This window comes from Novosphingobium sp. Gsoil 351 (genome assembly GCF_009707465.1).
Classification (GTDB): domain Bacteria; phylum Pseudomonadota; class Alphaproteobacteria; order Sphingomonadales; family Sphingomonadaceae; genus Novosphingobium.
The window spans coordinates 2,918,868-2,945,002 of sequence record NZ_CP046120.1; the positions used below are offsets into that span (position 1 = coordinate 2,918,868).

A 26,135-nucleotide genomic window follows, 5' to 3' on the forward strand; every position below is an offset into this window, starting at 1 on the left:
GAGAGATTGGTTATGCCGCGCGGATGGGAGAAGCGGAAATCCATACCAAAGCGGACCGCGTGCGAGTCTCTCTCGTGATTCCGGCCGACGACGAGAAACGCCCAGGCGAGATAGCTTCAGAGCGAGGTGGCCGGGTGCGGCTGGCGGGACGACGCTACGTCACCATCGCCATCGTGCTGATTGCGCTGTGGATCATCCAAAGTTTCCTAGTCCCATTGGCTTGGGCCGCGGTCCTCGCGGTCACCTTCTGGCCGCTTTATTCGCGCGCGTCGGCACGGGTGAAACAGCACTGGGCGGTGCCGCTGCTTTTTACTGCTGCCACCGCGGTAGTCTTGATGATCCCGCTGTTCGTCGCTGGAATCGAGGCCGCACGGGACAGCAAGGCTGCACTGGCGTGGTTGGCGCGATCCCAGCAGACCGGCATCGCTCCTCCCACCTGGCTTCACAGCCTTCCTGTTGTCGGCCGCAACCTTGCCCACTTCTGGCTCGACCAGGTCGGCACACCCGAAGCCGCTCGAGACTTTCTGGGTAACCTGAACGCAAGTGCCGTGTTTAGCTTCACTGGTGTGGTCGGCGCGCAGCTGGCCCGTGCATCGATGTTGGTGTTGGTAACGCTCCTCACACTTTATGCCCTGCTCCGCCACGGTGAACGCCTCGGCTCACATTCCCGAGCCATCGCGACGCGGCTCCTGGGAGACTTTGGCTCACGATTTACGGACCGTCTCGTCACCGCGATCAGGGGGGACGGTGGCAGGAACGGTGTTAGTGGCACTCGGAGAGGGGACCTTGATCGGCATTGGCTATGCGCTTGCGGGCGTGCCACGAGCCTTCCTGTTCGCGGTCCTCACCGTCGGATTTGCCATGTTGCCGTTCGGCGCGTGGGCCATCTTCACCGTCGCAACCGTCGTTTTGCTGTTGCAAGGCGCCGTAGCCGCCGGGGCCATCCTGTTCGCCGCGGCCGTAGGAATCATGCTGATTGGGGACAACTTCGTCCAGCCGGCACTTATCGGAAACTCGGTTCGGCTGCCATTCCTTCTCGCGTTCGTGGGGACCTTCGGGGGGCTTGAAACACTTGGGCTTGTCGGCCTTTTCCTGGGCCCGGTGGTGATGGCGATCCTCATTCTGGTCTGGCAGGAAGCCATGGCTCCAGGCGCCGCGGAACCGTTGTTACCGCCCGACCGCGTGAACTGAAACCGGTGGGTCTGCCCAACCCAATGGCGCCGGCCACGACTCCAGAATTCACCTTACTATCGCAAGCCAGACCTGCTAAGCAGTTGTCATCACCTGCACTTTTCGCAAGCATCCTGTGACAGAGAGCCTTGGTCGTGCTCCCGCTTGCAGCGAAATCAGGTGTTCCCCATGCCGAAGCTGCCTCATACAATGCCCGGGAGCGGTCGGGCTATCCGGTCTCCGCACACGCCGAGCTCCGAGCGGCCGCGCAGTCCGCTGGATAGGGCTCGAATCGAAGTGCAGACGGCCCCTGCCGGCCTGGGGCGACGTCCAAAGTTGGAAGACGCGGGCGAGCAAACCGAGATCCACGAAACGGACTTGGCAGCGCTGGTCCCGCGCTTCTACGAGCAAGTTCGTCGCGATGCGCTGATCGGTCCGGTCTTTGATGGCGCAATCGACGATTGGGATACCCATCTCGAGAAACTGATGGCGTTCTGGTCGTCGGTGATGCTGACCAGTGGCCGCTACAAAGGCAACCCAGTCGCTGCCCACGCGAAACACCTGGCAACCATTACGCCAGCAATGTTCGACCGCTGGCTCGATATCTGGGCCGAAGTCACCGACCAAATTCTGCCGCCAGCCGCCGCGCAGGCGTTGCAGACGAAGGCCGGGCGGATCGCCGAAAGCCTCAAGCTCGCCTTGTATTTTCGCCTACCCCCAGCGACCGGGATGCCCATCTCGATGCGCGACAGTAGTCAGACTGGACAGCATAGTGACTAATTCGATCCTCGCTCCTGACGAACTTGCCCTCCACGAAGAGCGTTTCGGCGAACCCGACGTTCACCATCCGCCGTCGGGGTTCTCAGATCGCTTCGCGCTGGGCTTTACCAAGCTGCTCCGGGTCACCGCCGATACCTTTTTTGCCAAGCGCTACGGCCATCGCGCCATCGTTCTCGAAACGGTTGCTGCGGTGCCAGGTATGGTGGGAGCCATGGTCACGCATCTTGGATGTCTGCGGCGGATGCGCGACGACAAAGGCTGGATCCGGACCTTGATGGAGGAGGCCGAGAACGAGCGAATGCATCTCATGACCTTCATCGAGATTGCCAAGCCAACGCTGTTCGAGCGCTTGGTCATCCTGCTTGTGCAGGGCGTGTTTCTCGCTGGCTTTACCTTGCTGTATCTGATCTCCTCGCGGACCGCGCATCGGGTCGTGGGCTATTTCGAGGAAGAGGCGGTGGTCAGTTACACGCTGTATTTAAAGGAGATTGACGAGGGCCGATCGGCCAACGTCCCCGCTCCGGCGATCGCCAAGCACTATTGGAAGATGCGCGACGATGCCACTCTTCGCGATGTCGTGCTCCTCGTGCGCGCAGACGAAGCGCATCACCGCGACATCAATCACGGCTTTGCGAGCCAGCTGGCCGGTAAGACAGTCGATCGATCGCTTGCGGCTCCCTATCCCGCGCACGCGACCGAGATACGGCTTGGATGATTGATATGAAGCTGAGCCCCTCGCCCGAGCCCTACCGCACGACGCCCATATTCGACGAGGTGACGTTGCCTGCGGCGCTGCGGCGTGAGCATCGCACCAAACCGGGTGTCTGGGGAGTGGTTCGCATATTCGAGGGGCAACTGAAGCTATCGGTCATTGAACCGCCACAGGAGCTCATGCTTTCGCCAGGTTCGCCTGGATTGCTGCTGCCAGACCAACCGCATTTGGTGGAGCCGATTGGATCGATGCGGATGCAGGTTGAGTTTTACAATCAGCCACCGGAACTTTGATGAGATACCCTCGCCAGGCAACTTGACAGTAGAGGAGGGTCTGGATTTTAGTGCCGGCCACTACTGCAGCTGGGCGGCATCTCCCCAAGCTGGCATCGACTCACTTGGCAAGTGACCCTCGCTTTCCGCGGCCATCCCGGCCGTGGGAGAATGGTCATGGCACATACCCAGTATGAGCCGAAGTTTGCTGCTCGCCGGCCGTGGAACGATGGTCGCATGGTTGGAGCAAAGAAGCCGCTCAAGCCGAAGGAAGTTTGGGCAATCCGCTTCTTCCTCGAGCACGAAGGCAGGGTTCGTGACCGGGCGCTGTTCGATCTCGCCATCAACAGCAAGCTTCGAGGCTGTGAACGAATGGACTTCTGCAATCGGTCTTCCGCAACGTGACCACGGCACGCACTCACTCCGACGCGCCAAGGCAGCTCTGGTCTACAAGCGGACCGGCAATCTGCGCGCGGTGCAAATTCTGCTCGGCCATACTAAGATCGAGACGACGGTTCGCTATCTTGGCGTCGACGTCGAAGACGCGCTGATCCTGTCGGAACACACCGAAATCTGAACTCTTGGGGCGCGTCGCTCTTGCGGACGCGCCCTGCATTTCGCAACCAGATCTCGTCCGTTGTGGGGTGGTTTTGCGACGTCCTGGGCGTCTGGCATACCGCATTGGTCTGCGCGTTTCAGTGCGATCTGTTGGCCGCAATCAACTGATTGCGGGTAGCACTACTAGAGGGGAAAAGACCCTCTCGTCGCCGTCGACCAATCTGGCCCTTAGCGACGACCTTCAAGCCACAGGAGCGCGGCCAGTCCACCGGCAACCAGCACCGCGACCCAGCTAACACCCTGGCTCACCGTGTGGTCGCCGAACGTGACGGGAAACGGCTTCACTACGCGATAGAGGTGGACTAGCGCGATTGCCGCGAAAATTACTGATGCGAGTGAGGTGAACGGCTTACGAGCGATCATAATCGCCTCCCATTCTGTCCGCCCGACAATACGTCTCATCTGCCCTTAGTGGTAGCTGGAAATCGCTCAGCCTGCGGCAGTCTCTCGGGCATGCGCGGTTTTGTCCGCGTCGATCGCCATGTGGGCCTTGGCTCGTAGCTCGACGCGACCCTCACCCGGCTCTGCATCGATCGTAACCGCCAATGGGACCTCGCTATTGGGCGGAGCAATGATCGCGCGCCGGTCCCCTTGGTATGAGATGCGATAGTCTCGATACTCATCGTGCCAAATCGGCATCGGACCCACTCCTTGATTGGAGACCCTGCGCAATCATACCCCTCCGCGGAGCGAGAGCATCATGAAAACGCCCGCCTGCTCGCCGTTGCTCTGCTAAAGAAAACCCTGCCGAAGCGGCGCAGGATCGACAAGACGCGGGTCTCGGCGGGGCCATTGCCGCGGATCAATTTCCCCAGTCGTTGCTCTCACCGGCGAGATGGGCACTCCTCACAGCCATATACTGCTGCCCGCGGTGAAGCAGCGATCGGGGAGATTCACCTGCGCTCCACATCCACACGGCGGCGACAATGACCAGGAAGGAGATGAAGCGGATCATCACGCATTAGCAGGGCGACGGTTGCCAGTCTGCTTCGCTCAGGCTGTCGGCCAACTTCGACCGGATCGAGCGAAGCCTCTCGCGCGCGATTTCGGTGGCCTCGGCATCGCGCTTGCGGAGAGCCCATTCCAAACGTAACAGCGCGACGGAGAGGTCTTCGGTAGCCCTCAAGGTTTCGTCCGCAGCGCGCTCGTCGCGAAGTGTAGTGGACGCCCCATGAATCAGACCGAAAGCCCCGGCGGGTATGCGTCCATCGTCGGCTGCAAGATCGATCATCTCGCACACGCTCGAAAGGATGTTTTCTGCGAGCATTGTTGGTCCCCTTGTCCAGCTTCCTTTAATTTATGATGGTTAACGCATCGTAAAGTCGGCGGGGCTGATCCACGCTGGCTCGCGGTGATTGGCCGGTTCGTGAAAACGCCACTCGGTTAAAAAACCCCCGCCGAAGCGAGGGTCAGGAGGGTCGCCGGGTGAAGCTCTACCCGGCGGTGAGTCGAGGCAATATCGATTCTCGAAGGCCCAGGCGACGCCCTGAACGACCATTGCCTTGACCATGGCGCGCATTAGCACGCGTATTGGTACAGGCTCATTATCGCTGACCCGTCCTGAGTTCTGCGCCCGGCGCTGGCCATAGCAGCCGATCCAATCTCGACCGCTTATTCGTCAAGCGCGGTGGAGCGGGGCGACCGGAAAAAGGTAACTCGCCGCACGGCGGGCTTATGCGTGCTTTCAGCGGCGGCCATCGCATAGGCTGAAGGTTGAATACCCTGACTTCAGGCGGGTTAGCGTGGTGAGCGAAGCGACATAATATAAGCTGCCGCGATCTCTGCTTCGTCCTCGTCGAGTTTGATAGACATCGCATCCGGTGTCTCGTGCCCATCGCGAAAGAACGCGCGTAGAGTACTTTGATTGAACTCCATGTCGTTCGCGACTGCCACGAAACTCGGTGCTTGCGGATTGGGCGGCTCGATTCCTGGGCGCACCGAGTGGCATCCGCTACATTGCGCTTCAACGAACGAAAGCCCGCGCGTCACCTGCATTTGATTGAGGTTGCCCAAGTCGGCAGTCGACGTTGAACCGGGGCGACTGTCCCCGGCGTGTCCGCACGCGCCCAACAAGGTCGCGGACATCGCGAATAACGGACGGAAAAATGACATGGTCAGCCTTTCGGGAGGGCGGGTCCCCGCCAATCGCGTCGGTGTAACAGCCGATGTTGTCAGGGCAAGCGAGACAGCCAGAATATCGGGCCAATCGTTGGTGCGGACCTCTTCGTCGGCCGTATAGGTCCATCCGCACCCGAGGGTCAGGACGCGATCGATGCCGCCGCGCTGCGCTCAACCATCATCGCTCACCGAAGCCGCGCTCAAGAGCGTCGGGAAGGCAATCGAGTAGAGGTCTAGCCACCACGGCGCGTCGGCAAATTGTACAGGTTTGAGACCTTAACAGGCTTGCACGCGGCGCAAGTGTTGCCAAAATACGCTGCGGGCCGGGACTTGAATCACCCCTTCCCAAACAACCTAGACCCTCGCTTCGGCGGGGGTTTTCTTTGATAATAATGCCGTACATCGTCATCGACATCGAAGGTAAACCGCTCTGCAACGATGCTGGCGCTCCGATCGTGCTGGATACGCAAGAAGAGGCGGTGCGTTGGATTAAGCCTGGGGAACAGGTCGTGCCCTACCTGGATCGTCGGCGCGAAAGGACACCTCAAGGTCGCTGACACTGCAGGCTGGACCTACGTCACCGTTCGACAAACTTTGGTGCAGGTTCCGGCCCAAGGATGCCTTGACCGCCCGACATTCTTGCGACTTACCGCGGCGTTTTGGTAAATCCTACCCGCGGACAACGGCTTGCGCAGCGCTGAGGGCCAAGCCGCCGCAATTGCCGCGAAAATCACTGATGCGAGTGAGGTGAACGGCCTACCAGCGATCATGATCGCCTCCCATTCTGTCTCGCCGACATTACGCCTCATCTGCCCTCAATGGTAGCTGGAAATCGCTCAGCCTGCGGCAGTCTCTCGGGCAAGCGCGACTTTGTCCGCACGCTCGTCGTCAAGGTTTCCCGCAGGCTAAGACTCCCTGTTAGGCCTGTATCGAAAGCATACTCGGTAGTCCGGGACAGAGCACAGGCTTTGGAACGGGATTAGGCAAGGATCGCTATAGTCACCTCGGCAAACGCAGGCCAGGAGATGGGCGGAGCAGTGGGACAGGTAGCTTCCCGCAAAGTCGATGAGCAGAGGTGCGCGCTAGTCTCCCGACTGCGTTCACGGACCGGTTTCGTGAACGCGGTGGACGTGGTCGAGTTGACCATGGCCGGTTGCATGATCGACAAGTGCACCCTTTCCGTTCGCGATGGCGACCGAATCCTGCTCAGAATGCCTGGACTGCGCTATCTACCAGCACGCGTGCTGTGGATCGACGAGGGACGTGCTGGGCTCGCATTCGAGGAGCATCTGTACGAACCCGTTCTCGAGCACATGCTCAAGTCATTCAAGGTTCGATGCCTCTGCTGATCGGCAAGGGCCCGCAGCAATCAGCACATTGACACAAGCACTGCCGTTGCACGACCGCCCAACGCAAAACCCCTGCCGTTTCGGGCAGGGGTTCCGGACGAATCGGTCGGGTCGCAATCGCCAACTCGCATCGGCATTGTGTCCCATTTCGCCGCGCAGGCAACGCTATCAATAGACCAGTGTGAGCCACTTGCTGCGAAGGCGGCTGAGGTGTTTCACGTACCTCAACCGCCCACGCGTGCCCCGGCAGTGTTGCGACCCAAGGGCCGGGCGTTCAACCGAAGTGACACTGGCAACGGTCGGACCTCATGATGACTCACTGACTGCGGCCCGGTTCCCATGCCAAGAAGAGGCCCCAGCCCTTTCGGGCCGGGGCCTAGAAGCGGGGGAAGAACCGCTACGACGACTAATCAAGTTGGGGGGTGGGTCGTCGCCAACTGGCGATGCACCCTTTGGAAGCGATTGTCCTTGATCCAGGTAAAGCCGCCGTCGATTTCATGCGGGCTTGGGCGCTGGCGCGACCGGTGCCTGGAGTCGCGGTTGAGGCGGTGCTGGGGCGGCTGCCCTCGATCCTACCCACTGTGCGCGCTCCGACAATTTCAGCAAGCCTGCGTCGCCTATTTTGCCAACCCCCGCCCACCAATTCCGGCCTGCGGCTGCTCGGCCAGCTCAAGGTTCAGGTTCGACCAATACTGGCGAAGCTCGTCGAGGTGCGTGGGACACATCTGCCTTGCGCTTGGCGCATACAGGCAACGAACAAGGGATCTGGCAGGTGCCCTGAACATCTGGATCAACGCGTGCTCCTCGGACTGACGCGACGGGCCCTTAACGAAGGTTAGTTAATGGCGCATAAAGGCGGCGACCCGGCGGGTTGTCTCCTTTCCCGTCGGACCACTGCCTTGGCTCCATAAGTCCGCCTCTGCCAAGCCTACCGCGATCAGGTCCAGGCTATCCGCAGCCTCGGCGTCTTGATCAAATCCGGCAGCTTGGCGACATTGCTGGCGGTCTCGACATAGATCACCGTTCCGCGATCGCCTTCGCCCGTTTCCGCATTCCATCAAGCATGACACCGCCGTGGGATTGGCGGCAGCTCCTCTGCGCATAGACGCCCTCGTGCCCAAGCATCCTCCATAGGCTGGACGCTTGCGGCGGAGCAGTAACCCCGGCCACCAGCAAGTAGGCCAGCGCCAGCTTGTGCAAGACGGTTCGTTCCACAGGCCCCGCGTTTGCTTCACGCAACGCCCCATCAAGTGTGTCGATCGCCAGAAGCGCAAGCCGGGAAACGGTTGCGCGCGTGGGGCGGGTAGGGACCATCCGCTCTTGAGAACGTAGCAGGAACGATTCGTTAAGCGGCTTGCGATGGACCAAGCTCGGCGACGGGCGCGTTCGCCTCAGGCAGGCGTCGAATTTGGCATAGACCAACGCTTCACAAGCTGCGCAGCCAGGGCGGGGCGCCGGGCGCAAGCGGCTCCCATGCCCGCGTCGGAACTGAACAGCAGAGCACCGCTATCCGCACGGACTTCAACGTGTGTCGCGCCCCAACGGAGTTTGAGTGCCATCAACTTCGAGCGGGCAATGTCACGTGCCGCGGCAAGACTGCCGACCTGCTCAGAGCTGATCGCGTCATCGCCTGCGAACCAAGTCGTAGTGAATATCATTGCTGCGATCCTCTCGGTAACGATCCCGGAAAGGCCCCCGGCCTCCTTGGGGGAAGGGCCGGGGGTTAGTCCTACTCAGGGTCGCACTGGCAAGTTGGAGTTCGCGCGCTAAGCGAGGGTGAAAGGACAGGGTTAGGATTTAAAGATTTCAGGTCGCTCGGGCATCCGAGCCACATCCAAATTAAGCCGCAATCCAGTTTGGCGCGTAGGCGCAGTTACAGGGTGGCACCCGCGCAAATCGACGCAGACCGAGGGCCACGCACTGGCGCTGTATCGCGAATTGCTGGGCACCGTCGACGGCCGCTCAGTAATGCTCGAGGAGCACAGTCGGCAGCTGATTTATGCCGACGAGATGCACGCCGCCGAGGTCGACAAGATGCTACGCAAGCCAGTTGAAGTTGCGACATTCGCCAGGGAAGCTTTTGCGATCGATCGTTGAGCCAATTCGAACTTGGAATGTTGACCCAAGTTGTCGGCGCGGAATGCTAAAAGCTGAAAGGCCCCCGCGCTGCGAGGGCCCTTCGTCATTCTCTGTGATCAATAACCGCGACGATAGCCACGATCATTGCGGTCGCTGCCGTTGAGCGCTCCGGTGATGATTAGCCCGATCACGCCGCTTGCAATCGCCGCCATGACCACGTCCCCGTTGTTGTCACGGTAATAGCGGTAGCCGTGGCGCGGCGCGGGCAGTCCGTAGCGACCGTAGTCGTTGAGCACATAGCCGCCCTGGTTGTAGTAGGGATAGCGTTGGCCTGTGCGCCACCGGCCATTGTAGCCGTTGTAGCCATAGTTTCCGCCGTAATAGCGCCATTGCTGACCACGCTGATTCCGCCCCTGGTAGCGGTCGTCATAGCCATCGCGATTACGATCGTATCGGTCGTCGTAGCCGTCGCGGTTGCGATCATACCGATCGTCGTAGCCGTTGCGGTCCCGGTCGTACCGATCATCGTAGCCGTTGTGATCGCGGTCGTAGGCTGTGGTATAGCCACTGCGATTGTCGTCATAGCGCGACTGCGCGGCAGCCGGCATTGCGGCGAACGCGCCGCTTATCGTGGCAAGCGCTGCAACCGCGCCAAGGAATTTAGATTTCAACATATCTATCCTGAACTAACTGTCCATGCGACCATCGTACTCAGGTTAACTCACCGCCGCGGCCTCAAGTTCCGCCGCCCTTCGGATTGGGGGAAGCCGAGACAAGGCGAAGAAACTCCTGAACGGCAGAACACAGGGCTTTCGGGAGTGAAAATTAAATTTTGTATCAAGTGGCCGGGCGGAGGCGAACTCAGCTGGACGAGAGACGGATTCTCCGAATTGATGGCCGCCTATTTCGTAGAAAGTAGTAGCAACCGACCAGGGTTCATTTCTCTTCTGGCGGATCATTTAACGCCAGTATCACTGTCCTCTGCTCGGCGATCGAAAGCTCGCAGGTACGCATGCCATCGCCGGACTCGCAGTTGCGAAGCGGCTTGCCGGGATCGCGCTCCATCGCATACTTGGCCACGGCGAATGACGCGTCGGCCAGTACCGAAAGCCCAAGCCCACCCCCACGAAACATTGACCGCCCTCATTTTCGTTCAATACCGGCGACCCCTAGGCCCGCACGGTGGTCAGGGTCTATCGTCCCGAACCTTGCCCACAAGCTGCCTGATCCGGGCAAATCAGCTGATGGGGAGTGCCTGAGTTGTGGCTTTTCTATTGGCCGATCTGATCGTCATTGTCAGCTTCGCCATCGTGAACCGGGGGCACATTCTGATGCTCAAAGCCAGCCTCGGTCATCGCGATAGCCATGATCTCAAATGCCCGATCCTTTTCGGCGAGGTCAATCTCAACCTCCATGCCATCCAGCTTGGTATGCAACCAAAGGCGGCCATACTGATCGACCGTCAGCGAGAAGGGGTCTTCCCGGGCATCCATGCTCTGCTCTGAGCGGGCCATTGGTCGGTATCCTATTCTCTCGTCTTACCGCCGCCGGGTACGCTTAGGTGCTTTTCTTGGGCCTTCCACGCCGCGCTGGCTTCTCGACGGGCGCTGGCGCAGCTGGCTTGGCCTTGGTTCCCGCCTTGGTAGGCGGCTTGCGCCCGAGCCCGATCTTTTTCGCCATGTCGCGTCGGACCTGAGAATAGCTCTCGGACACCATCGGGTAGTCGGGTTTGAGCCCATAACGAGCGCGGTATTCGTCGGGTGTCAGCCCTTGACCCGAGAGATGCCGACGCAGCGTCTTGTAGGGTTTGCCATCGATCAGCGAGATAATGTGGTCCTTCGACGCAAGTGATTTGCGCACCGAAACCGCCGGGGTGAATTCTGGGGCCTCTGGCAAAGCATCGGTTAGTGGTTCCAACAGGCTCTTCACCGCGTCGTGCATCTGACGCAGTACACCAGCGACCTCGCCTGCATCGACCTTGGTGTTGGGATTGGAGAGCCAGGCCATGGTGAGCTCGGCGGCAAGTTCGGTTGAACTGGTCGCGGTGCTGGTTTCGTCCATCTCATATTCCTCCAATTGCTTGCGCGATCTGTAGGTCGATAAAGCAGATCGTCAACACGCTCACCGCTGGCAAATATGCTGGCCGCAAGTTTAGCGAATTCTTCACGACGCAATCGAGCGACAAATCAGCCTTCATGGGGCGAGTATCGGCGAAGATTGCTGTAAGGATAAACCGGGTCGAGAGGCTGCGAAAAAGGAGCGGGACATGGAACAGCACGTCTACAAGGTCGTCGAGATCGTTGGCACTTCCACTTCCAGCATCGAGGATGCGATCCAGCGAGGGATCACCAGAGCCTCGCACAGTTTGCGCAACATCGGATGGTTTCAGGTCGTTGAAACCCGCGGGCATGTCGCAGATGGCAAGATTGATCACTTTCAAGTAGCCATGAAAATCGGATTTACTTTGGAGGGCTCGGCCAGACAGGGATAGTCCAACGATTGATATGGGAATTGCGAACGCTGAGACCGGTTCGCTGGGGACTTTGTGGCGCGCCATGTAGTCCTAAGTCTCTTATGCGCATCGAGGCGGATTTGCGGCTCAGGCGATCCCCCACTCGCCCTATTGATGCTGCCAATCTCGGCAAGTTATCCGCTGCCAGGCCTCGTGCACCACTCATATCAGGCTAACGAGTGCGGGCAAACGCGAGCGCAGGCCGGTCACTACCGTTTGCCTGCCATGGCTGCGAAGGATAGCAGGGTGCATCCGCAGGAGTTTGAACATGAAATACCGCACGCTGGGTCAGGACCTCACGGTTTCGGCAATCGGTATTGGCTGCATGCCGATGATCCGCGACGGCAACATCAACTACGGTAGCGCGGACGATGACGTGTCGACACGCACGATCCACGAAGCGATCGAGCTTGGCATCACCTTCTTCGACACTGCGGAGATGTACGGCCCCTTCAGCAACGAGGAGCTTGTTGGAGCAGCGATCAAAGGCAAGCGTGAGGGGCTGGTGATCGCCACCAAGTTCGCGATGCGTTGGGATGGAACCACGCCGACTGGCCTCGATGGCAGTCCCGAAAACGCACGTCGCGCTTGCGAGGGTTCTCTCAAACGCCTCGGCATCGAAACGATTGACCTGTTCTACCAACACCGGGTCGATCCCAATGTGCCGATTGAGGAGACGCTCGGGGGCATGGCGGAACTGGTCAAGGAAGGTAAGGTCCGATTCCTGGGCCTGTCCGAAGCTGCCGCGGATACGGTGCGCCGTGCGGCCAAGGTGCACCCGATCGCTGCGCTGCAGAGCGAGTACTCGATCTGGGAGCGCGACGTAGAGGGCGACATCCTCGCCGCGTGCCGCGAAAACGGCATCGGATTCGTGCCATACAGCCCGCTGGGGCGAGGTTTTCTCGCGGGCGGCATCCGCAGCTTGGACGACCTTCCGACCGATGACTGGCGTCGCAACGATCCTCGCTATTCGCCGGAGAACATGCCCAGGAACCTTGCCATCGTCGATGCCATTGCCGCGGTGGCCGACCGTCATGGCGTGTCGAACGCCCAGATCGCGCTGGCCTGGCTGCTTGCTCAGGGCGACGACATCGTCCCCATACCGGGCGTCAAGCGCTCCGAGACATTAAGAGACAGTGCCGCTGCACCCGACGTAAGGCTCGGCAGTGATGACCTGGCGGCAATCGAAGCCGCAGCACCGAGCGGAGGAACGGCCGGCCCGCGCTATTCCAAAGGCGGCATGGCGCGGGTGAAACTCTGACGAGAATGTTCGCCGGGAAGGATGGCGCTCTCGCCGCTTCGCACGGCTATCTCCGCCTCGGATGCAAGCGGCGTGATCCCACCGTCATCGCTTAGACCCCGACAGCTTCGCCTGCGCGAGAGCGGATGCCAAGGTCCGACGATATCGCAACCCCAATCCGGTCGCCCAAAGGCTAATCCTGGTACCAGCCCTTGCGTCAGTTGCGCCCCTGCAGCTTGCCCCGCGCGATCACCTGCGCCTGGATTTCCGCCGCGCCTTCGAAGATGTTGAGGATGCGCGCGTCGCACAGCACTCGGCTGATCTCGTATTCGAGCGCGTAGCCGTTTCCACCGTGAATCTGGAGGGCTGCGTCTGCGGCTGTCCAGGCGGCGCGTGTCGCGAGAAGCTTGGCCATTCCCGCTTCGATGTCGCAACGGCGACCCATGTCCTTGGTCCGCGCCGCGGCATAAGTCAGCTCGCGGGCCATGATGAGATCGACCTGCATCATCGCCAGCTTATCGGCGACGCGCGGAAATTCGAGGATGGGGCGACCGAACTGCGTGCGGTCGCAAGCGTAGCGAAAGGCCAGTTCAAACGCCCGGCGACCGACCCCGACCGCGCGCGCCGCGGTCTGGATCCGTGCGCCTTCGAAGGTCTGCATAAGCTGCTTGAACCCGGCACCCTCGCGGCCGCCGAGCAGCGCGTCGGAGGGGGCTGCGAAGCCATCGAACTGGAGCGCGTATTCGCGCATCCCGCGATAGCCCAGTACTTCGATCTCGCTACCGCTCAGGCCCGCGTCCGGAAAGGCATCGGCCGCGTTGCCGCGCTGTTTGGGCACCAGCAGTAGCGAAAGCCCGGCATAGCCCTTGTCGGACGTGGTCCGCGCCATCAGCGTCATCAGATCGGCGCGCGCGGCGTGGGTGATCCAGGTCTTGGCGCCGTCGATCCGCCAGCCGCCGTCGGCCGTGCGGGTGGCGCGGGTGGTCAGGCTGGCCATGTCCGATCCGGTGTCGGGCTCGGTGAACACCGCCGTCGGCAGGGTCTCTCCGCTGGCGATTCGCGGCAGCCAATGCGCCTTTTGCTCAGGCGTGCCGCCCAGCATGATCAGCTCACCGGCGATCTCCGAGCGGGTGCCGAGCGAGCCGGTGCCGATCCACCCGCGCGACAGCTCTTCGGTGACGATGCACATCACCAGCTTGCCCAGGCCAAGCCCGCCGAATTCCTCGGGAATGCACACCCCGAACGTCCCCATCTCGGCCATCGCCGCGACCAGATCGTCGGGAATCAGAGCGTTGGCGAGGTGCCAGCGGTGCGCGTGGGGGACGATCCGCTCTTCGGTGAAGCGATGGTACTGATCGCGGATCGTATCGAGTATCGGGTCGCCGAAGGATGCGGAGACCGTGGCGCCGCTGCGGAGGAGCGAAACCAGCCGCGCGCGAGCCGGTGCCGCGTTCCCCTCGACGATCAGGGTCCGAACCTCGGGGTTGGTCGCGAGCTCGTTGGCGCAGTCTTCCAGTCCCAGAGCGATGGGCCGGACGATCTCGTTCTGGCCCATCGCGATCCCGCCGGCCAGTTGCGCGAGCGTCTCGCCGAAACCGATCGTGAGGACCAGGTCGTCGACCTCGGACGGAGCCTCCACCCCCTCGTGCCACGCGGCCAGCGCCTCGAGCGACGCAGCGGCGGTTGCGATCCAGGCATAGCCGTGCGCGGCATGCTGCTCGGCATCGAGACTGGAACCGGCGAGCCGCTCGCGCAAGGCCTCCAGGGCCGCCTGAGCATAACGCGTCGCCGCCACGACCGCAGACCCGACTGTATTCATGCGCTTCCCTTCGCGAGCAATTTCGACGGGATGCCAAGCAGGACCGATTGGTTCATAGCAATCGTGATTTTGGATGAGACTGCCGGAGCTGCCCGATGAGCGACTATCCGCTTCCCTACTACTCGACCGACCTGGCTGGACGCGTCGCCCTGGTCACCGGGGCGTCGTCGGGCTTTGGCGAGCGCTTCGCGCGAGTGCTCGCCGCCAAGGGCGCCAAGGTCGTGCTATGCGCTCGGCGCAAGGACCGGCTCGATGCTCTTGCCGCCGAGATCGGCCCGAATGCGCTGGCGGTGGAAATGGACGCCACCGACGCCGCCAGCCTGACCCGCGCCGTGGATGCCGCCGAGGCGGCGTTCGGCACGGTCGACATCCTGGTCAACAACGCCGGCATCCCCGACGCCCAGCGCGCCCACAAGATGAGCCTGGAGCTGGTCGATCGGGTGATCGGGGTTAATTTGCGCGCGCCGTGGCTGCTCGCCACCGATGTCGCGCGCCGGTTGATCGCCGCGAAGAGGCCGGGGCGGATCGTCAACATCAGCTCGACCGCGCACTATGGCTACAGCGGCGGCGGCGCGGCGCTCTATGCGGTGACCAAGACCGCGATCGCGCGGATGACCGAGACGCTCAGCGTCGAGTGGGCGGGCTACGACATCAACGTAAACGCCATCGCGCCGGGCATGTTCGTCACCGAAATGACCGACGGGATGTTCGAGCGGATCGGAAATCAGGCTGACAATGTGATGCGCAAGCGGATTCCCGATCCGGCGCTGCTCGATTCGACGCTGCTCTATCTGGTCGGCCCAGCGTCAGAGGCCGTCACCGGGGCGGTGATCCGCGTCGACGATGGGCAGAGCGCGCGGGTGACGCTGCGCTGAGCGGACAGCACAGCGCCGACGGTCAGATCGCGCCCTTGCACGCCGCCTTGGTCCGGTTGCCCGCGAGGTGGCAATCGTAGGTGACCTTCTTGCCGTTGGCGAGGCGGGTGGTGACCATTCCCGACTTGCCGCGCGGCTTGGCGGCGCTCGCCGTGCGCGCGGCGGGCTTGGCGGGTACCGCGCGCGTGGCGGGCTTGGCGGGGGTGGCGGGAACCGCGCGGGCGGCGGCGTGGGTCGGAGTGGTGGTCGCGGCCATGGCCGGGGAGGCGGCGAGCGCCAGCGCGGCGCCCGCGAGCAGGATGGAGCGGATCATGTCGAATTCCTATTGGTCCGGGGGAGATCTCCGGCCGCGGCGGCGGGGCCGTGCAGCAATCACCTGCGGGGCCGAAGGGACTTTGCCCCGTGGCCCACCTGCCGCGACCGGAGAACGGAAGCGACCTCAGCCGGCTGGCTTGGCCGCGGTCTTTGTCGCCTTGGCCTGGGCCTTGCAGTCCTTCAGCTTCGCGCCCTTCAGGCCCTTGCAGGCGTTGGTCGGGGCCATCTTGTGCGCGGTGGCGGAGGCGATCGTGGGCGAGGCGAGCAGGGTCGCGGCGGCGAGGCCGGCAAAAACGGTGCGAATGATCATCGAATGGTTCCTCTGGTTTCGTGCCGCGCCCCGTGTGGCCGGCACGACCTCGTCTAGAGGCCCCGCGCTATCGGCAGCGTGGCGGACGTCTGAAGAAAAGTTCACGAAACCAGTCGGGTCAGGCGGATCGTGGCGCTGAGGCCGGGATGGTTGTCGGCCAGTTCGAGCGAGCCACCGTGAAGCCGGGCGACCGCCTCGACCAGCGCCAGCCCCAGCCCCGAGCCCGGCAGGTGCCGCGCCGGATCGAGCCGGTGGAAGCGGGCGCGGGCTTCGTCGCGGCGCTCGGCCGGAATGCCGATGCCGTCGTCGGTGACGATCAGGCGCAGCTCGGTCGGCGCGCTCTCCGCCGACAGGACGATGGCGCTGCCGCCGTCGGCGTACTTCATCGCGTTTTCGACGAGATTGCCAATCGCCTGACTCACCAACTGGCGATGGAGCATGAACGCTCCTTCCGGCACCGCGCCGACCGACAGGGCGAACCCGCTGTCCTCCGCGACGGGCCCATAGATCTCGGCGGCATCGCGCAGCAATGCGGTGACGTCGGTGGGCGCGAACAGATCGCGCCCGATGCCCGCTTCGGCGCGGCTGATGGTCAGCGCGGTGGTCAGCATCGCGAGAACGATGTCCGCCTCTTCGGCGACTTGGCCGAGCGCCAGGCGGTTGGCAGGGTCGTCCGCATCGCGCAGCGCGGCCTCGATCACCGACTTCATCCGCGTCACCGGCGAACGCAAGTCGTGGGCCAGCGCGTCGGTCACCGTGCGCAGTTCGCCGACCAGCATCTCGATCCGTGCCAGCATCGCGTTGACGCCCAGGGCCAGCCGGTCGAACGCGTCGGCGCTGCCGTCGGCGGGGACGCGGCGCGACAGGTCGCCCGCGCTGACCGCGTCGACGGTGGTGGCGAGCGTCGAGATCCGGCGGTCGATCAGCCGTCCCACGAACACCGCGATCAGCAGCGCCAGCGGCACCGCTAGCAGCATCGCCCCGATCAGCGCCGAGCGGCCCACATCGTTGAGTATGAGCGTGCCCTCGACGACGTGCCCTGCGAGGAGCCGTGAACCATCGGGCAGCGTAACCGCGGTCAGCCCGATGCGTTCCGCGGTGACGCTCGACGTGCGATACAGTGTGAGGACCCGCCAAGGCGTATCGTTCGCCGTACCGCGCGGCCACCGCGCGAGGTTCCCGGCAAGCCGCGTGCCGTCCGGCGCGACCAGCAGCAGCACTGCGGTATGTCCGAAGGTGAACGACAGCCGCTCGTTCATCTCCTCGATCAGCCTAGGCTGGCCGCCCGCCGCATAGGCGCTCACGAGCTCGTCCTTCAACTCGCCCACGGTCGCCTGTTCCTGGCGCGTCAACGCCGTTTCGCTGGCCGACCCTACGTACCACAACACCGCAGCGGTCGTTGCGACCTGGCAGGCGAACACCAGCACCACCAGGCGTACCGTGGTGGACCGCGCCAGTCCCTGCCACGACACGCGCATCAGCGACCTTGCCTCAATCGCCGATGCCGAGCCGATAGCCGGCCCCGCGGACAGTGTGCAGCAGCACATTGCCCTCGCCCTCGTCGATCTTGCGGCGCAAACGGCTGACATGGACGTCGATCACGTTGGTGCCGGGATCGAAATGATAGTCCCACACGCCCTCGAGCAGCATCGTTCGAGTAACCACCTGGCCGGCGTGGCGCAGCAGGTATTCGAGCAGGCGGAACTCGCGCGGCTGGAGATCGACCGTGCGCCCCCCGCGCTTCACCTTCCGGCTGAGCAGGTCCATTTCGAGATCGCCGCAGTGCAGCCGGGTTTCGACCGGAGTGCTGCGGCCGCGGCGCAGCAGCGCGCGCAGCCGGGCGAGCAGTTCACCGAACGCGAACGGCTTGACCAGGTAGTCGTCGGATCCCGCGGTCAGCCCGGCGACGCGGTCCTCGGCCGTGGCGAGCGCCGACAGGATCAGGACCGGAGTATCGAGCGCCGCGGCGCGTAAGGCGCCCAGCACGCCCATGCCGTCCATCCCCGGCAGCATCCGGTCGAGAACGATCGCATCGTAGCTGCCGTCGCTGGCATGAAAGAAACCGTCGCGGCCATTGTCGGCTCGGTCGACGATAAAGCCTTCCTCGGCCAGCCCCTTGACGATGTACGCGGCGGTGGCGTCGTCGTCGTCGATCAGCAGTATCTTGTGACCCATCGTCGCTCGCCAGGTTGCGTCAGGAGGGCATAGCACGGTGCCGGAAGGCGGCAAGCCGACGGGGCGGAAGCGCGCTTCCGCCCCGCTCCCGAAAGGGTTCGCAGGTTCAGCCCTTGGGCTTGACCGCGGGGGCGGAGTGGTGCGCGACGTGGGCCGCTTGACGCCTGGCCTTCGCGTGCCTGACCGCGCGGTGGTGGTGGCGCTTCATCGCGCCCTTGCCCGCGTGGTGGTGGCGCATGGCCGCATGATGGTGCGCCGCCGGAGCGGCGCGCATCGCTTCGCCGCGCTGGATGCAGTGATCGGTAACGGTGCGGCTGCACGAGGGCACGTCGCTATCGCCCGTTGCTGCCGGGGTCTGCGCCTGCGCTGCGCCGCCCGCGAACAGGGCGGCAATGGCGGCGGCCAATACGATTTTCATCTCAGAATCCTTTCGCCAGGGTTGCAGTGACCAAGCGGAAATCCGCTCGGCACCTGACCCGATATTCGGGCCGGCGGGGGCGCAGGTCACGTTAAGCTTTGGTCATTAGACGGCCATCGGCCCCGACCGGGCGGTTATCCGCGCGCCACGCTGTCCATGGCCTCGGCCGTGACCGGATAGCCGGCATCGGCGGGGATCGTCAGCCACGCGGCGCCGTCGCGCTGTTCGACCGAGGGCGTAATCGTCCGCGCCGGGATCGCCTCGGCGTGGGCGCGAGCTTCGGCGAAACTCGCGAAACGGGCAAGGCGCTCGAGATTGCGGCGGGTCGGGAAGATGATCATGATCTTGCCGCTGTCCGCCAGCTCCAGCGCACCGGCGGCGCTCGCCCAGAATAGGTGCGTGTTCTCGGTCTCGTCGACCAGAAGATCGACCGACCCGGTGCCCAGGTCGGCAAGGTAGAAGCGCGTGTCGAATATGCGCATGTGGCGATGCTTGGGGCGCCAGCGCGCGAAGTAAGTGAGGTCGTCGAGTTTCAGCGTCCATCCGTGCCGTTCCAGCACCGGGCCGAGCGCGCCCTGCTCGCAAAGATAGGCCCGCGCGGCGAGCGCCTCGGCGTGATCCACCGTGGCGTCGATCCCGACCACCAACCCGGTTTCCTCAATCGTCTCGCGCACCGCGGCGATGCGCCCGGCCAGATCGGCGAGCGTATCCTCGTCGGCGCCCGGCGTGGCCAGGGTAGCTGCCAGGTCGTAATCAGCGGCGTCGACGCGGCCGCCGGGGAAGACCGCGGCGCCCCCGGCAAATCGCATGCTGGCCGATCGTTCGACCATCAACAGTTGCGGCGGGCCGCCGGCTGGATCGTTGCGGAAGATGACCACGGTGGCGGCGGGGGTGGCGGGCGGAGCCTCGTCAAGTTCGGCGTATTCATCTTGTGGCGTCATGCCGACGGCATGGGGCGAGGGCGTGAGCTTGCCAAGAGGAAATGCGCAAAAAAGCGGTGCCCGCATGCCTGTCGGCGGAGTTTACACCTTGCCGCGCATTCAATCTTCAGGGAGCATTGAAAGCGACCAGAATCAGCGGTTTGCCAAAACTGGCACGGCTTCTGCATAGACGCCTGTACCCAAGAAGTCTTCCTTCGAGGCGGAGCCATCCCCCCGGTCTCCAACGGCTCCGCCTCCCCGGAAACTCTTCCCGAAAAGCAGATCCTCGGTCCTTCGGCTTCCGCCGACCGCCACCCGACGGCGCATCTACTGCATCAGCAGGCGCACGCCCGAAACGACCAGCACCGCGGCCAACGCCGGGCGCAGCACCGCGTCGGGGGCGCGGCTCGACAGCAGGCTGCCGACGATGACCCCGGGGATCGAGCCGACCAGCAGGTTGAGCAGCAGCGCGAAATCGACGCTGCCCAGCAACCAGTGCCCGGCCCCCGCGACCAGCGTCAGCGGAATGGCGTGGGCGATGTCGGTACCGACGATTCGCGCCACCGGCAGGCGGCGATAGAGCATCAGCAGCACGGTCACCCCGATCGCCCCGGCGCCGACCGACGAGATCGTCACCGACACTCCCAGCAGCGCGCCCAGCGCGATGGTCGGGATCAGCGCCTTGTCCGGCCCGACCGGATGGTGGGTCGCGCCGTAGGCCAGCAGCTTGCGCTGGAACAGGATGCCCACCGCGGTGACCAGCAACAGTGCGCCCAGCACCGACAGGATGATCGCGCTCGTCGGCTTGCCGATATGGACGAAGGTGTTGAGCGCGATCAGGGTCAGCACCGCGGCAGGCAGACTGCCCATCGCCAGGCGGCGCATGATCTTCCAGTCGACGGTGTCTCGCCAGCCGTGGATTCCCGCGCCGATCGACTTGGTAGCCGCCGCGAACAGGAGATCGGTGCCGACCGCGGTCTGCGGACTGACCCCGAACATCAACACTAGTAGCGGGGTCATCAGCGAGCCCCCCGCCGACCCCGGTCATCCCGACGAGGAAGCCCACCAGCAGCCCGGCGACGGCATGGGGCAGGTCCATTTGGGCGAGGATGTCCATCGGCCGCGCAATCCTCTCCCGGCCGGCCGGAGTGGCCGCGTGCCGAAGTGGCGCTTTGGCGTGGCCCAAGTCAATCCGCGAGACAGAGAATGTGCGCCCGTGGGAAGTTGGGCTATTGGCCGCTCACACCAGCCCCAGCTTGGCCAGCTCACCCGCCAGCTTGCCGGGCATGACTTCGCCCGGGTCCTCGCCTTCGCTCAGATCGCGCGGAGCGTCGTCATCGGCGAGATAGCGCCAGCCCTGGTGAGCGCGGCGGAGGCGGGGATAGACGTCGATCAGCCGGGTCGAGATCAGGATGTTGGTGCGGCCATCCTCGGTGGCCTCGAACCCCAGAATCGGCGAGCGCGCGACGAGCTGGTGCTTGTATATCCAGAACAGCGATCCGCCGACCAGCTCGGCGTGGCGCTTGGGCAGATAGCGCGTGGTGAGGCGGGCAATCTCGCCGCGACTGGCGAACCAGCCATGCATCTCCTCGAGCGACTGCGCCTGATAGGCGACCTTGGTCAGATGCAGCGGCATCAGGCGAGGCCCACGACGACCGCCAGGCCCAGGAACGAGAAGAAGCCCATAACGTCGGTCGCGGTCGTCACGAAAACCGCCGACGACACCGCCGGATCGATCTTTAGCCGATCGAGCACCACCGGCACTGCGATCCCGGCAAGTCCTGCGGTCAGGTTGTTGATGATCATCGCGCTGCCGATAACCGCGCCCAGCAGCGGGTTGCCGAACAGCAGCCCGACCGCGCCGCCGATCAGCAGGGCGAGCGACAGACCGTTGGCCAAGGCGATGCGAAACTCGCGCCAGACCATCCGCCAGGTGTTCGATTCGGTCAGCTGGTTCATCGCCAGCGCGCGCACGATCACCGCCAGAGTTTGGGTTCCGGCGTTTCCGCCCATACCGGAGACGATCGGCATCAGCACCGCCAGCAGCGCGAACTTGGCGATCGCCCCCTGGAAGAGGCCGACCACGCTGGCGGCGAGCACCGCCGTTCCCAGATTCACAACCAGCCAGGTCAAGCGGGTGCGGATTGTCAGGTGGATCGGCTCGTTGATGTCGCCGTCGCCCGCGCCGGACAAGCGCAGGATGTCCTCGCCGGCTTCTTCCTGAATGACGTGGACGATGTCGTCGACTGTAATCTGGCCGACCAGCCGCCCAGCATCGTCGACCACCGCGGCGCTGATCAGCGCGTATTTCTGGAAACGTAGCGCGACCTCCTCTTGGTCCATTTCGACCGGGATCAGCGTCTGGTCGCGCTTCATCACGTCGGTCAGCGCGATCCCGCGTGGGGTGCGTAGGATCCAGCTCAGCTTGCACGTGCCCAGCGGGCGGTGCAGCGGATCGACAATGAACACTTCCCAGAACTCGGCGGTCAGCGCCGCGTTTTCGCGCAGATAGTCAATCAGGTCGCCCACGGTCAGATGCTCGGGCACCGCGATCAGGTCGCGGCTCATCAGGCGCCCGGCGGTCTCCTCGGGATAGGCCAGCGCGCTTTCGATCGCCGCGCGGTCTTCCGGCTCCATCTCCGCGAGCACCGCCTGCTGATCGTCCTCGTCGAGATCCTCGATCAGCGCGACCGCGTCGTCGGTCTCCATCTGCTCGGCGAAATCGGCGACGGTCTCGGCGGGCAGCGCCTCGACCAGCAGCTCGCGGACGTGGTCGTTGAGTTCCGCCAGCACCTCGCCGCCCATCAGGTCGGAGATGAGCATCGCGAGCTGTGGGCGGTCGTCCTCGTCGATCAGCTCGAAAAGATCGGCGATATCGGCAGGATGGAGCGGCTCGACCAACGCATAGACGGCGTCGCGATCGCCCGCCTCGACCGCTTCGGCGACCCGCCGGATGAACGATGGCCGAAGCGTGTTTTCGTCGGCGTCGAGGCTTTCGGCGAGGCGCGCGGCATCGCTGGCGGGCAGCGGCTCGCCCGCGTGCGGATCAAGCTGTTCGCCCTCGCGCTCCATCGCGGCGGTGGTCTAGGCGGGCGGGGCGATAAAGCAACCCGGATTGCCCACAGGTGACAAGCGGGCGCGAGCGCCTATATCGACCCCCGCAAACCGATAGAGGATTCCCCCACCATGGCCGACGACACGCTCACCTTCACTCTCGACACCGGCAACGGCAGCGGCGGCGACGTGGTCATCCGCCTGCGCCCTGATCTGGCCCCCGGCCATGTCGCCCGGATCACCGAACTGGCGGGCGAAGGCTTCTACGACGGGGTGGTGTTCCACCGCGTGATCGACGGCTTCATGGCCCAGGGCGGCGACCCCACGGGCACCGGGATGAGCGGTTCGAAAAAGCCCAACCTCGCCCAGGAGTTCAGCGCCGAGCCGCATGTGCGTGGCGTGTGCTCGATGGCCCGCACCCAGGATCCCAACAGCGCCAACAGCCAGTTCTTCATCTGCCTCGACGATGCCCGCTTCCTCGACAAGCAGTACACCGTGTGGGGCCAGGTCGAGAGCGGGATGGAGCATGTCGACGCCCTCCCCAAGGGCGAACCCCCGCGCAACCCCGGCAAGATCGCCAAAGCCACCGTCGGCTGACGACGAGGGCGCGGAACCGGGCCCCGGCCAAGGGGGTTCGATCCTCATGACCGAGTTGCAGAAGCTGCGCGGATCTGAACCCGCGTCGGTCGGGCTTGCGCTGCCGACGACTCCCCGGATGCGCTACTGGAAGCCCGCCCCGGCGCTGCGCGGACTGGTGAGCGGGTACCACCTCTATGCCGTAACCACGCCACCAGGAAGACCGCACCGCGATGTGTTTCAGCCCGCCTGGGCCAATATTCGCGTGCTCCTCACTGCCGCAACCGACTGGCGCGTTCGGGTGGGCGAGGGGGCGTGGAAACCGGTCGGCGAGTGCGCGCTCTTCGGGCCCAGCAGCCAGGTCACGTGGTCCGAAAGCGGATCGGGCATCGTCGTTGGGGCGGGGCTGACGCCACTAGGCTGGGCGCGGCTCAGCAAGTTCCCAGCGGCGAGCTGGGCGAACCGGGTGGAGGATTGCGACGCGGCCTTTGGCGACGTGATCGCTGCGCTGCGCCCGCTGCTGCGAGGCGCGGCGGACGACGATGCTTTGCCGGTGCTGTTCGACGCCTTTCTGATCGGCGCGATGGCGCGCGCCACCCGGCTCGATTCGGCAATCGCCCGGCTCGATTCGGCGCTTCTCGATCCCGCCAACACGACCGTCGGCGCCTTGGCCAAGCGCATCGGGATCACCCCCCGCTCTCTCGAACGCATTGCCGCACGCGCTTTCGGATTTCCGCCTAAGTTGCTGCTGCGTCGGGCCCGGTTTCTGCGCTCGCTCCACGCGATCCGCCGAGCCGAGCCCTCCGAACGCGCCGCGGCAATCGATCCAGGCTACACCGACTATCCCCACTTCATCCGCGATGCGCAGGATTTCCTCGGGATGCCGCCTAGGGCGTTCCTCAAGCTGGACATGCCTCTGTTCGCGCAGTCGGCGAAGTTGCGCGACCAGGTGCTTGGCGCTCCGGCGCAGGCACTGGGAAGCGGCTGACTACAAACTCGCTTTGACGAGCCAGTCATGAAACAAGCGCACCGGCCGCGTCTCCAGCGCCCGGGGGCGGCAGACGAACCAGTAGCTGTAGGGGCTGGGGACCTCGATGTCGTAAAGCCGGGCGAGGCGGTCGTCGTGGGAGCGTACATAGTGATCATCGTGCATGATCGCCACGCCGAGGCCTTGCGCGGCGGCCTCGAGGATCAACTGGCCCGAATCGTAGTGGTCGATCGCCGCCGGCTCCAGCCCGTCGAGCCCCATCGCCTCCTTCCACGCATCGAAGCTGAGCGGCAGGTCGTTGTGGATCAGGAAGGTCTGCCTGGCGAGCCTGGCGACGTCGGGTTCCGCGCCGATCTCGCTTGCCAACTCGCGCGAGGTGATCGCGTAGACCCGGTTGTGATCGAGCCGGACCGAATGCAGCGCGGCGTCGGGCTGCTCGCTCAGCACGATCGCGGCGTCGATCGTGTCGCCCAGCTTGGCTTCGGCATTGGGCATGGAATCGATGTCGATATGGAGCAGCGGATACATCCGGCGCAGCTCGGGCAGGCGCGGGAACAGGCGCTGGCTGCCGAACAGCGGCGGCAGGCCCAGCCGCATCCGCAAGATCCGGCTGTCGTCCATCTGCGCGCCGATCTTGTCGGCCAGGTCCTCGAGCACCGGGGCGACGGTATCGTAGAACGCCTCCCCCGCATCGTTGAGCTTCATCTGCTGGTGCGAGCGCACGAACAGCTTCTTGCCGACGAATATTTCGAGCTGGCCGATCCGCCGCGACAGCGCCGACGGGGTCAGCCCCAGCTCGCCCGCCGCGGCCTTGGCCGAGCCGAGCCGGACGACGCGGACAAAGGCTTCGAGCGAGCGCAAGGGCGGCAGGCGTCGCATCGGCATCGCTCAGGCGTTTAATTCGGGGTCGGCGGGCGCATGGAGGCGCAGCCGGTCGACCCGGCGTTCGTCGCCCGCGGTGACTTCCAGCCGCCAGCCGCTCGGGTGATCGAGCATCGTGCCCACCGGCGGAACCTGCCCCGCCAGCACCACCGCCAGCCCGCCGATGGTGTCGATGTCCTCCTCGACTTCGGCCAGCCGCGCGTCGACTTCGGCGCCGACATCGTCGAGCTCGGCCCGCGCGTCGGCATCCCATTCGATCTCCGACAGGCGGACCAGCAGCGCCTGGGGCGCGTCGTCGTGCTCGTCCTCGATGTCGCCGACGATCTCCTCGACGAGGTCCTCGATCGTGACGATGCCGTCGGTCCCGGAATATTCGTCGATCACGATCGCCAGGTGGGTGCGGCTCGCGCGCATGTCGGCGAGCACATCGAGCGCGCCGCGCGCCTGCGGCACGAACAGCGGCTGGCGCATCAGCGCGGACCAATCCTTCGGCGGGGCTTTTCCTTCCAGGTGCATCCCGGCGATGATCGAGAAGACGTCCTTGATGTGGATCATGCCGACGATCTCATCGAGCGAATCGCCGTAAACCGGCATCCGGCTGTGGCCGTGCTCGGCGAAAGTGGCGACCAGCTCGTCGAAGCTGGCGGAAGCGCGCACGGCAACGATCTCGCCGCGCGGAATCGCCACGTCGTCGGCGTCATGCTCGCTGAAATGGAGCAGGTTGCGGACCATCTGGCGTTCGAGCGGGGTCAGGTCGCCCTTGGTGTCGCCGCCGTCTTCCTCATGCTCGTCGATCGCTTCCTCAAGCTGCGCGCGCAGCGACTGGTCGCCGTCGCCACGGCCGAACAGCGCGGCCTTGAGGGTGCGCCATAACGCGCTGCTACTGTCGCTCTCTCCCGAACGGCCTTCGCCGCCCGGGTCGGCCGCAGAGGCCATGGTTCGGAAACTCCCCG

Annotated in this window: 33 protein-coding genes and 3 pseudogenes; 16 read left to right on the forward strand and 20 right to left on the reverse strand. The window is 64.1% G+C overall.

Annotation, left to right across the window (positions count from 1 at the left end; translation table 11 throughout):
* Positions 1–23: 23 nt before the first annotated feature.
* From GKE62_RS19790 to GKE62_RS19800, 7 genes and pseudogenes are all read left to right on the forward strand, one after another.
* Positions 24–662 (forward strand): annotated as a pseudogene (locus GKE62_RS19790) (AI-2E family transporter); the annotation flags it as partial.
* The gene (locus tag GKE62_RS14060; RefSeq protein ID WP_154692789.1) at positions 628–1,191 is read left to right on the forward strand and encodes an AI-2E family transporter; all 564 of its coding nucleotides are present in this window, start codon (positions 628–630) and stop codon (positions 1,189–1,191) included. The pseudogene GKE62_RS19790 and the gene GKE62_RS14060, both read left to right, overlap by 35 nt.
* Before the next feature lie 315 nt (positions 1,192–1,506).
* Positions 1,507–1,950 (forward strand): group III truncated hemoglobin, encoded by a 444-nt coding sequence (locus tag GKE62_RS14065; protein ID WP_230206710.1) that lies wholly within the window; start codon positions 1,507–1,509, stop codon positions 1,948–1,950.
* Between the two features lie 4 nt (positions 1,951–1,954).
* Positions 1,955–2,665 (forward strand): alternative oxidase, encoded by a 711-nt coding sequence (locus GKE62_RS14070; RefSeq protein ID WP_230207084.1) that lies wholly within the window; start codon positions 1,955–1,957, stop codon positions 2,663–2,665.
* 5 nt (positions 2,666–2,670) lie between these two features.
* Positions 2,671–2,955 (forward strand): DUF1971 domain-containing protein, encoded by a 285-nt coding sequence (locus GKE62_RS14075; RefSeq protein WP_154692791.1) that lies wholly within the window; start codon positions 2,671–2,673, stop codon positions 2,953–2,955.
* 150 nt (positions 2,956–3,105) lie between these two features.
* A pseudogene (locus GKE62_RS19795) lies at positions 3,106–3,300 on the forward strand (integrase); the annotation flags it as partial.
* Between the two features lie 40 nt (positions 3,301–3,340).
* A pseudogene (locus tag GKE62_RS19800) lies at positions 3,341–3,511 on the forward strand (tyrosine-type recombinase/integrase); the annotation flags it as partial.
* 209 nt (positions 3,512–3,720) lie between these two features.
* On the opposite strand, the gene GKE62_RS14085 reads toward GKE62_RS19800, so the two are convergent.
* From GKE62_RS14085 to GKE62_RS14100, 5 genes are all read right to left on the reverse strand, one after another.
* Complete coding sequence (locus tag GKE62_RS14085; RefSeq protein WP_154692792.1) at positions 3,721–3,915, reverse strand: hypothetical protein; 195 nt, start codon at positions 3,913–3,915, stop codon at positions 3,721–3,723.
* Positions 3,916–3,981: 66 nt separating this feature from the next.
* On the reverse strand, positions 3,982–4,191 hold the full coding sequence (locus GKE62_RS14090) for a hypothetical protein (RefSeq protein ID WP_154692793.1): 210 nt from the start codon (positions 4,189–4,191) through the stop codon (positions 3,982–3,984).
* 163 nt (positions 4,192–4,354) lie between these two features.
* Complete coding sequence (locus GKE62_RS18555; protein WP_195908407.1) at positions 4,355–4,507, reverse strand: hypothetical protein; 153 nt, start codon at positions 4,505–4,507, stop codon at positions 4,355–4,357.
* A gap of 6 nt (positions 4,508–4,513) precedes the next feature.
* On the reverse strand, positions 4,514–4,819 hold the full coding sequence (locus tag GKE62_RS14095) for a hypothetical protein (RefSeq protein ID WP_154692794.1): 306 nt from the start codon (positions 4,817–4,819) through the stop codon (positions 4,514–4,516).
* Between the two features lie 470 nt (positions 4,820–5,289).
* A complete protein-coding gene (locus tag GKE62_RS14100; RefSeq protein WP_195908408.1) occupies positions 5,290–5,697 on the reverse strand; it encodes a cytochrome c in 408 nt (135 codons plus the stop codon).
* Between the two features lie 365 nt (positions 5,698–6,062).
* Between GKE62_RS14100 and GKE62_RS14105 the strand changes: the two genes are divergently transcribed.
* The 3 genes from GKE62_RS14105 to GKE62_RS14115 all read left to right on the forward strand — a co-directional run bounded on the left by GKE62_RS14105 (position 6,063) and on the right by GKE62_RS14115 (position 9,116).
* Positions 6,063–6,227 carry a hypothetical protein gene (locus GKE62_RS14105; RefSeq protein ID WP_154692796.1) on the forward strand — a complete coding sequence of 55 codons (165 nt, stop codon included), beginning with the start codon at positions 6,063–6,065 and terminating at the stop codon, positions 6,225–6,227.
* Positions 6,228–6,785: 558 nt separating this feature from the next.
* Complete coding sequence (locus GKE62_RS14110; protein WP_154692797.1) at positions 6,786–7,019, forward strand: hypothetical protein; 234 nt, start codon at positions 6,786–6,788, stop codon at positions 7,017–7,019.
* 1,938 nt (positions 7,020–8,957) lie between these two features.
* Positions 8,958–9,116: a hypothetical protein gene (locus tag GKE62_RS14115; RefSeq protein ID WP_154692798.1), complete on the forward strand. Its 159-nt coding sequence runs from the start codon at positions 8,958–8,960 to the stop codon at positions 9,114–9,116.
* Positions 9,117–9,214: 98 nt separating this feature from the next.
* Here GKE62_RS14115 and GKE62_RS14120 read toward each other — a convergent pair whose 3' ends face one another.
* A complete protein-coding gene (locus GKE62_RS14120) occupies positions 9,215–9,706 on the reverse strand; it encodes an RcnB family protein (protein ID WP_230206711.1) in 492 nt (163 codons plus the stop codon).
* 328 nt (positions 9,707–10,034) lie between these two features.
* Complete coding sequence (locus tag GKE62_RS14125) at positions 10,035–10,178, reverse strand: hypothetical protein (protein WP_195908410.1); 144 nt, start codon at positions 10,176–10,178, stop codon at positions 10,035–10,037.
* A 194-nt stretch (positions 10,179–10,372) separates the two neighbouring features.
* Between GKE62_RS14125 and GKE62_RS14130 the strand changes: the two genes are divergently transcribed.
* A complete protein-coding gene (locus tag GKE62_RS14130; RefSeq protein ID WP_154692801.1) occupies positions 10,373–10,603 on the forward strand; it encodes a hypothetical protein in 231 nt (76 codons plus the stop codon).
* A 52-nt stretch (positions 10,604–10,655) separates the two neighbouring features.
* Here the strand turns inward: GKE62_RS14130 and GKE62_RS14135 are convergent, their stop codons facing one another.
* Positions 10,656–11,159, reverse strand: a complete 504-nt coding sequence (locus tag GKE62_RS14135; RefSeq protein WP_154692802.1) for a MucR family transcriptional regulator — start codon at positions 11,157–11,159, stop codon at positions 10,656–10,658.
* 205 nt (positions 11,160–11,364) lie between these two features.
* On the opposite strand from GKE62_RS14135, the gene GKE62_RS14140 reads away from it, so the two are divergent.
* Together GKE62_RS14140 and GKE62_RS14145 are read left to right on the forward strand one after the other, a co-directional pair.
* A complete protein-coding gene (locus tag GKE62_RS14140; RefSeq protein ID WP_154692803.1) occupies positions 11,365–11,589 on the forward strand; it encodes a dodecin in 225 nt (74 codons plus the stop codon).
* 289 nt (positions 11,590–11,878) lie between these two features.
* A complete protein-coding gene (locus tag GKE62_RS14145; RefSeq protein ID WP_154692804.1) occupies positions 11,879–12,871 on the forward strand; it encodes an aldo/keto reductase in 993 nt (330 codons plus the stop codon).
* A 196-nt stretch (positions 12,872–13,067) separates the two neighbouring features.
* Here GKE62_RS14145 and GKE62_RS14150 read toward each other — a convergent pair whose 3' ends face one another.
* On the reverse strand, positions 13,068–14,669 hold the full coding sequence (locus GKE62_RS14150) for an acyl-CoA dehydrogenase family protein (protein WP_154692805.1): 1,602 nt from the start codon (positions 14,667–14,669) through the stop codon (positions 13,068–13,070).
* A 95-nt stretch (positions 14,670–14,764) separates the two neighbouring features.
* On the opposite strand from GKE62_RS14150, the gene GKE62_RS14155 reads away from it, so the two are divergent.
* On the forward strand, positions 14,765–15,544 hold the full coding sequence (locus GKE62_RS14155) for an SDR family NAD(P)-dependent oxidoreductase (RefSeq protein WP_154692806.1): 780 nt from the start codon (positions 14,765–14,767) through the stop codon (positions 15,542–15,544).
* A gap of 22 nt (positions 15,545–15,566) precedes the next feature.
* Here the strand turns inward: GKE62_RS14155 and GKE62_RS14160 are convergent, their stop codons facing one another.
* From GKE62_RS14160 to mgtE, 9 genes are all read right to left on the reverse strand, one after another.
* The gene (locus GKE62_RS14160; protein ID WP_154692807.1) at positions 15,567–15,857 is read right to left on the reverse strand and encodes a hypothetical protein; all 291 of its coding nucleotides are present in this window, start codon (positions 15,855–15,857) and stop codon (positions 15,567–15,569) included.
* Between the two features lie 126 nt (positions 15,858–15,983).
* Positions 15,984–16,169 (reverse strand): hypothetical protein, encoded by a 186-nt coding sequence (locus tag GKE62_RS14165; protein WP_154692808.1) that lies wholly within the window; start codon positions 16,167–16,169, stop codon positions 15,984–15,986.
* A gap of 101 nt (positions 16,170–16,270) precedes the next feature.
* The gene (locus GKE62_RS14170; RefSeq protein WP_230206712.1) at positions 16,271–17,647 is read right to left on the reverse strand and encodes a HAMP domain-containing sensor histidine kinase; all 1,377 of its coding nucleotides are present in this window, start codon (positions 17,645–17,647) and stop codon (positions 16,271–16,273) included.
* Positions 17,648–17,660: 13 nt separating this feature from the next.
* On the reverse strand, positions 17,661–18,344 hold the full coding sequence (locus GKE62_RS14175) for a response regulator transcription factor (protein ID WP_154692809.1): 684 nt from the start codon (positions 18,342–18,344) through the stop codon (positions 17,661–17,663).
* 106 nt (positions 18,345–18,450) lie between these two features.
* Positions 18,451–18,762: a hypothetical protein gene (locus GKE62_RS14180; RefSeq protein ID WP_154692810.1), complete on the reverse strand. Its 312-nt coding sequence runs from the start codon at positions 18,760–18,762 to the stop codon at positions 18,451–18,453.
* A gap of 134 nt (positions 18,763–18,896) precedes the next feature.
* Positions 18,897–19,703: an NUDIX domain-containing protein gene (locus GKE62_RS14185; RefSeq protein WP_195908411.1), complete on the reverse strand. Its 807-nt coding sequence runs from the start codon at positions 19,701–19,703 to the stop codon at positions 18,897–18,899.
* Positions 19,704–20,009: 306 nt separating this feature from the next.
* Positions 20,010–20,702 carry a sulfite exporter TauE/SafE family protein gene (locus GKE62_RS14190; protein ID WP_370516008.1) on the reverse strand — a complete coding sequence of 231 codons (693 nt, stop codon included), beginning with the start codon at positions 20,700–20,702 and terminating at the stop codon, positions 20,010–20,012.
* Positions 20,703–20,922: 220 nt separating this feature from the next.
* A complete protein-coding gene (locus tag GKE62_RS14195) occupies positions 20,923–21,318 on the reverse strand; it encodes a DUF1489 family protein (protein WP_154692811.1) in 396 nt (131 codons plus the stop codon).
* A complete protein-coding gene (gene mgtE / locus GKE62_RS14200) occupies positions 21,318–22,754 on the reverse strand; it encodes a magnesium transporter (RefSeq protein ID WP_154692812.1) in 1,437 nt (478 codons plus the stop codon). Before mgtE ends, GKE62_RS14195 begins: the two co-directional genes overlap by 1 nt.
* A 114-nt stretch (positions 22,755–22,868) precedes the next feature.
* Between mgtE and GKE62_RS14205 the strand changes: the two genes are divergently transcribed.
* On the forward strand, positions 22,869–23,333 hold the full coding sequence (locus tag GKE62_RS14205; RefSeq protein ID WP_154692813.1) for a peptidylprolyl isomerase: 465 nt from the start codon (positions 22,869–22,871) through the stop codon (positions 23,331–23,333).
* Positions 23,334–23,379: 46 nt separating this feature from the next.
* Positions 23,380–24,300 carry an AraC family transcriptional regulator gene (locus tag GKE62_RS14210; protein WP_195908412.1) on the forward strand — a complete coding sequence of 307 codons (921 nt, stop codon included), beginning with the start codon at positions 23,380–23,382 and terminating at the stop codon, positions 24,298–24,300.
* Here GKE62_RS14210 and GKE62_RS14215 read toward each other — a convergent pair whose 3' ends face one another.
* Together GKE62_RS14215 and GKE62_RS14220 are read right to left on the reverse strand one after the other, a co-directional pair.
* Entirely contained in the window at positions 24,301–25,185 is an 885-nt protein-coding gene (locus tag GKE62_RS14215) for a LysR substrate-binding domain-containing protein (RefSeq protein WP_154692815.1), read from the reverse strand.
* Positions 25,186–25,188: 3 nt separating this feature from the next.
* A complete protein-coding gene (locus GKE62_RS14220) occupies positions 25,189–26,118 on the reverse strand; it encodes a hemolysin family protein (RefSeq protein ID WP_154692816.1) in 930 nt (309 codons plus the stop codon).
* Between the last annotated feature and the right edge of the window lie 17 nt (positions 26,119–26,135).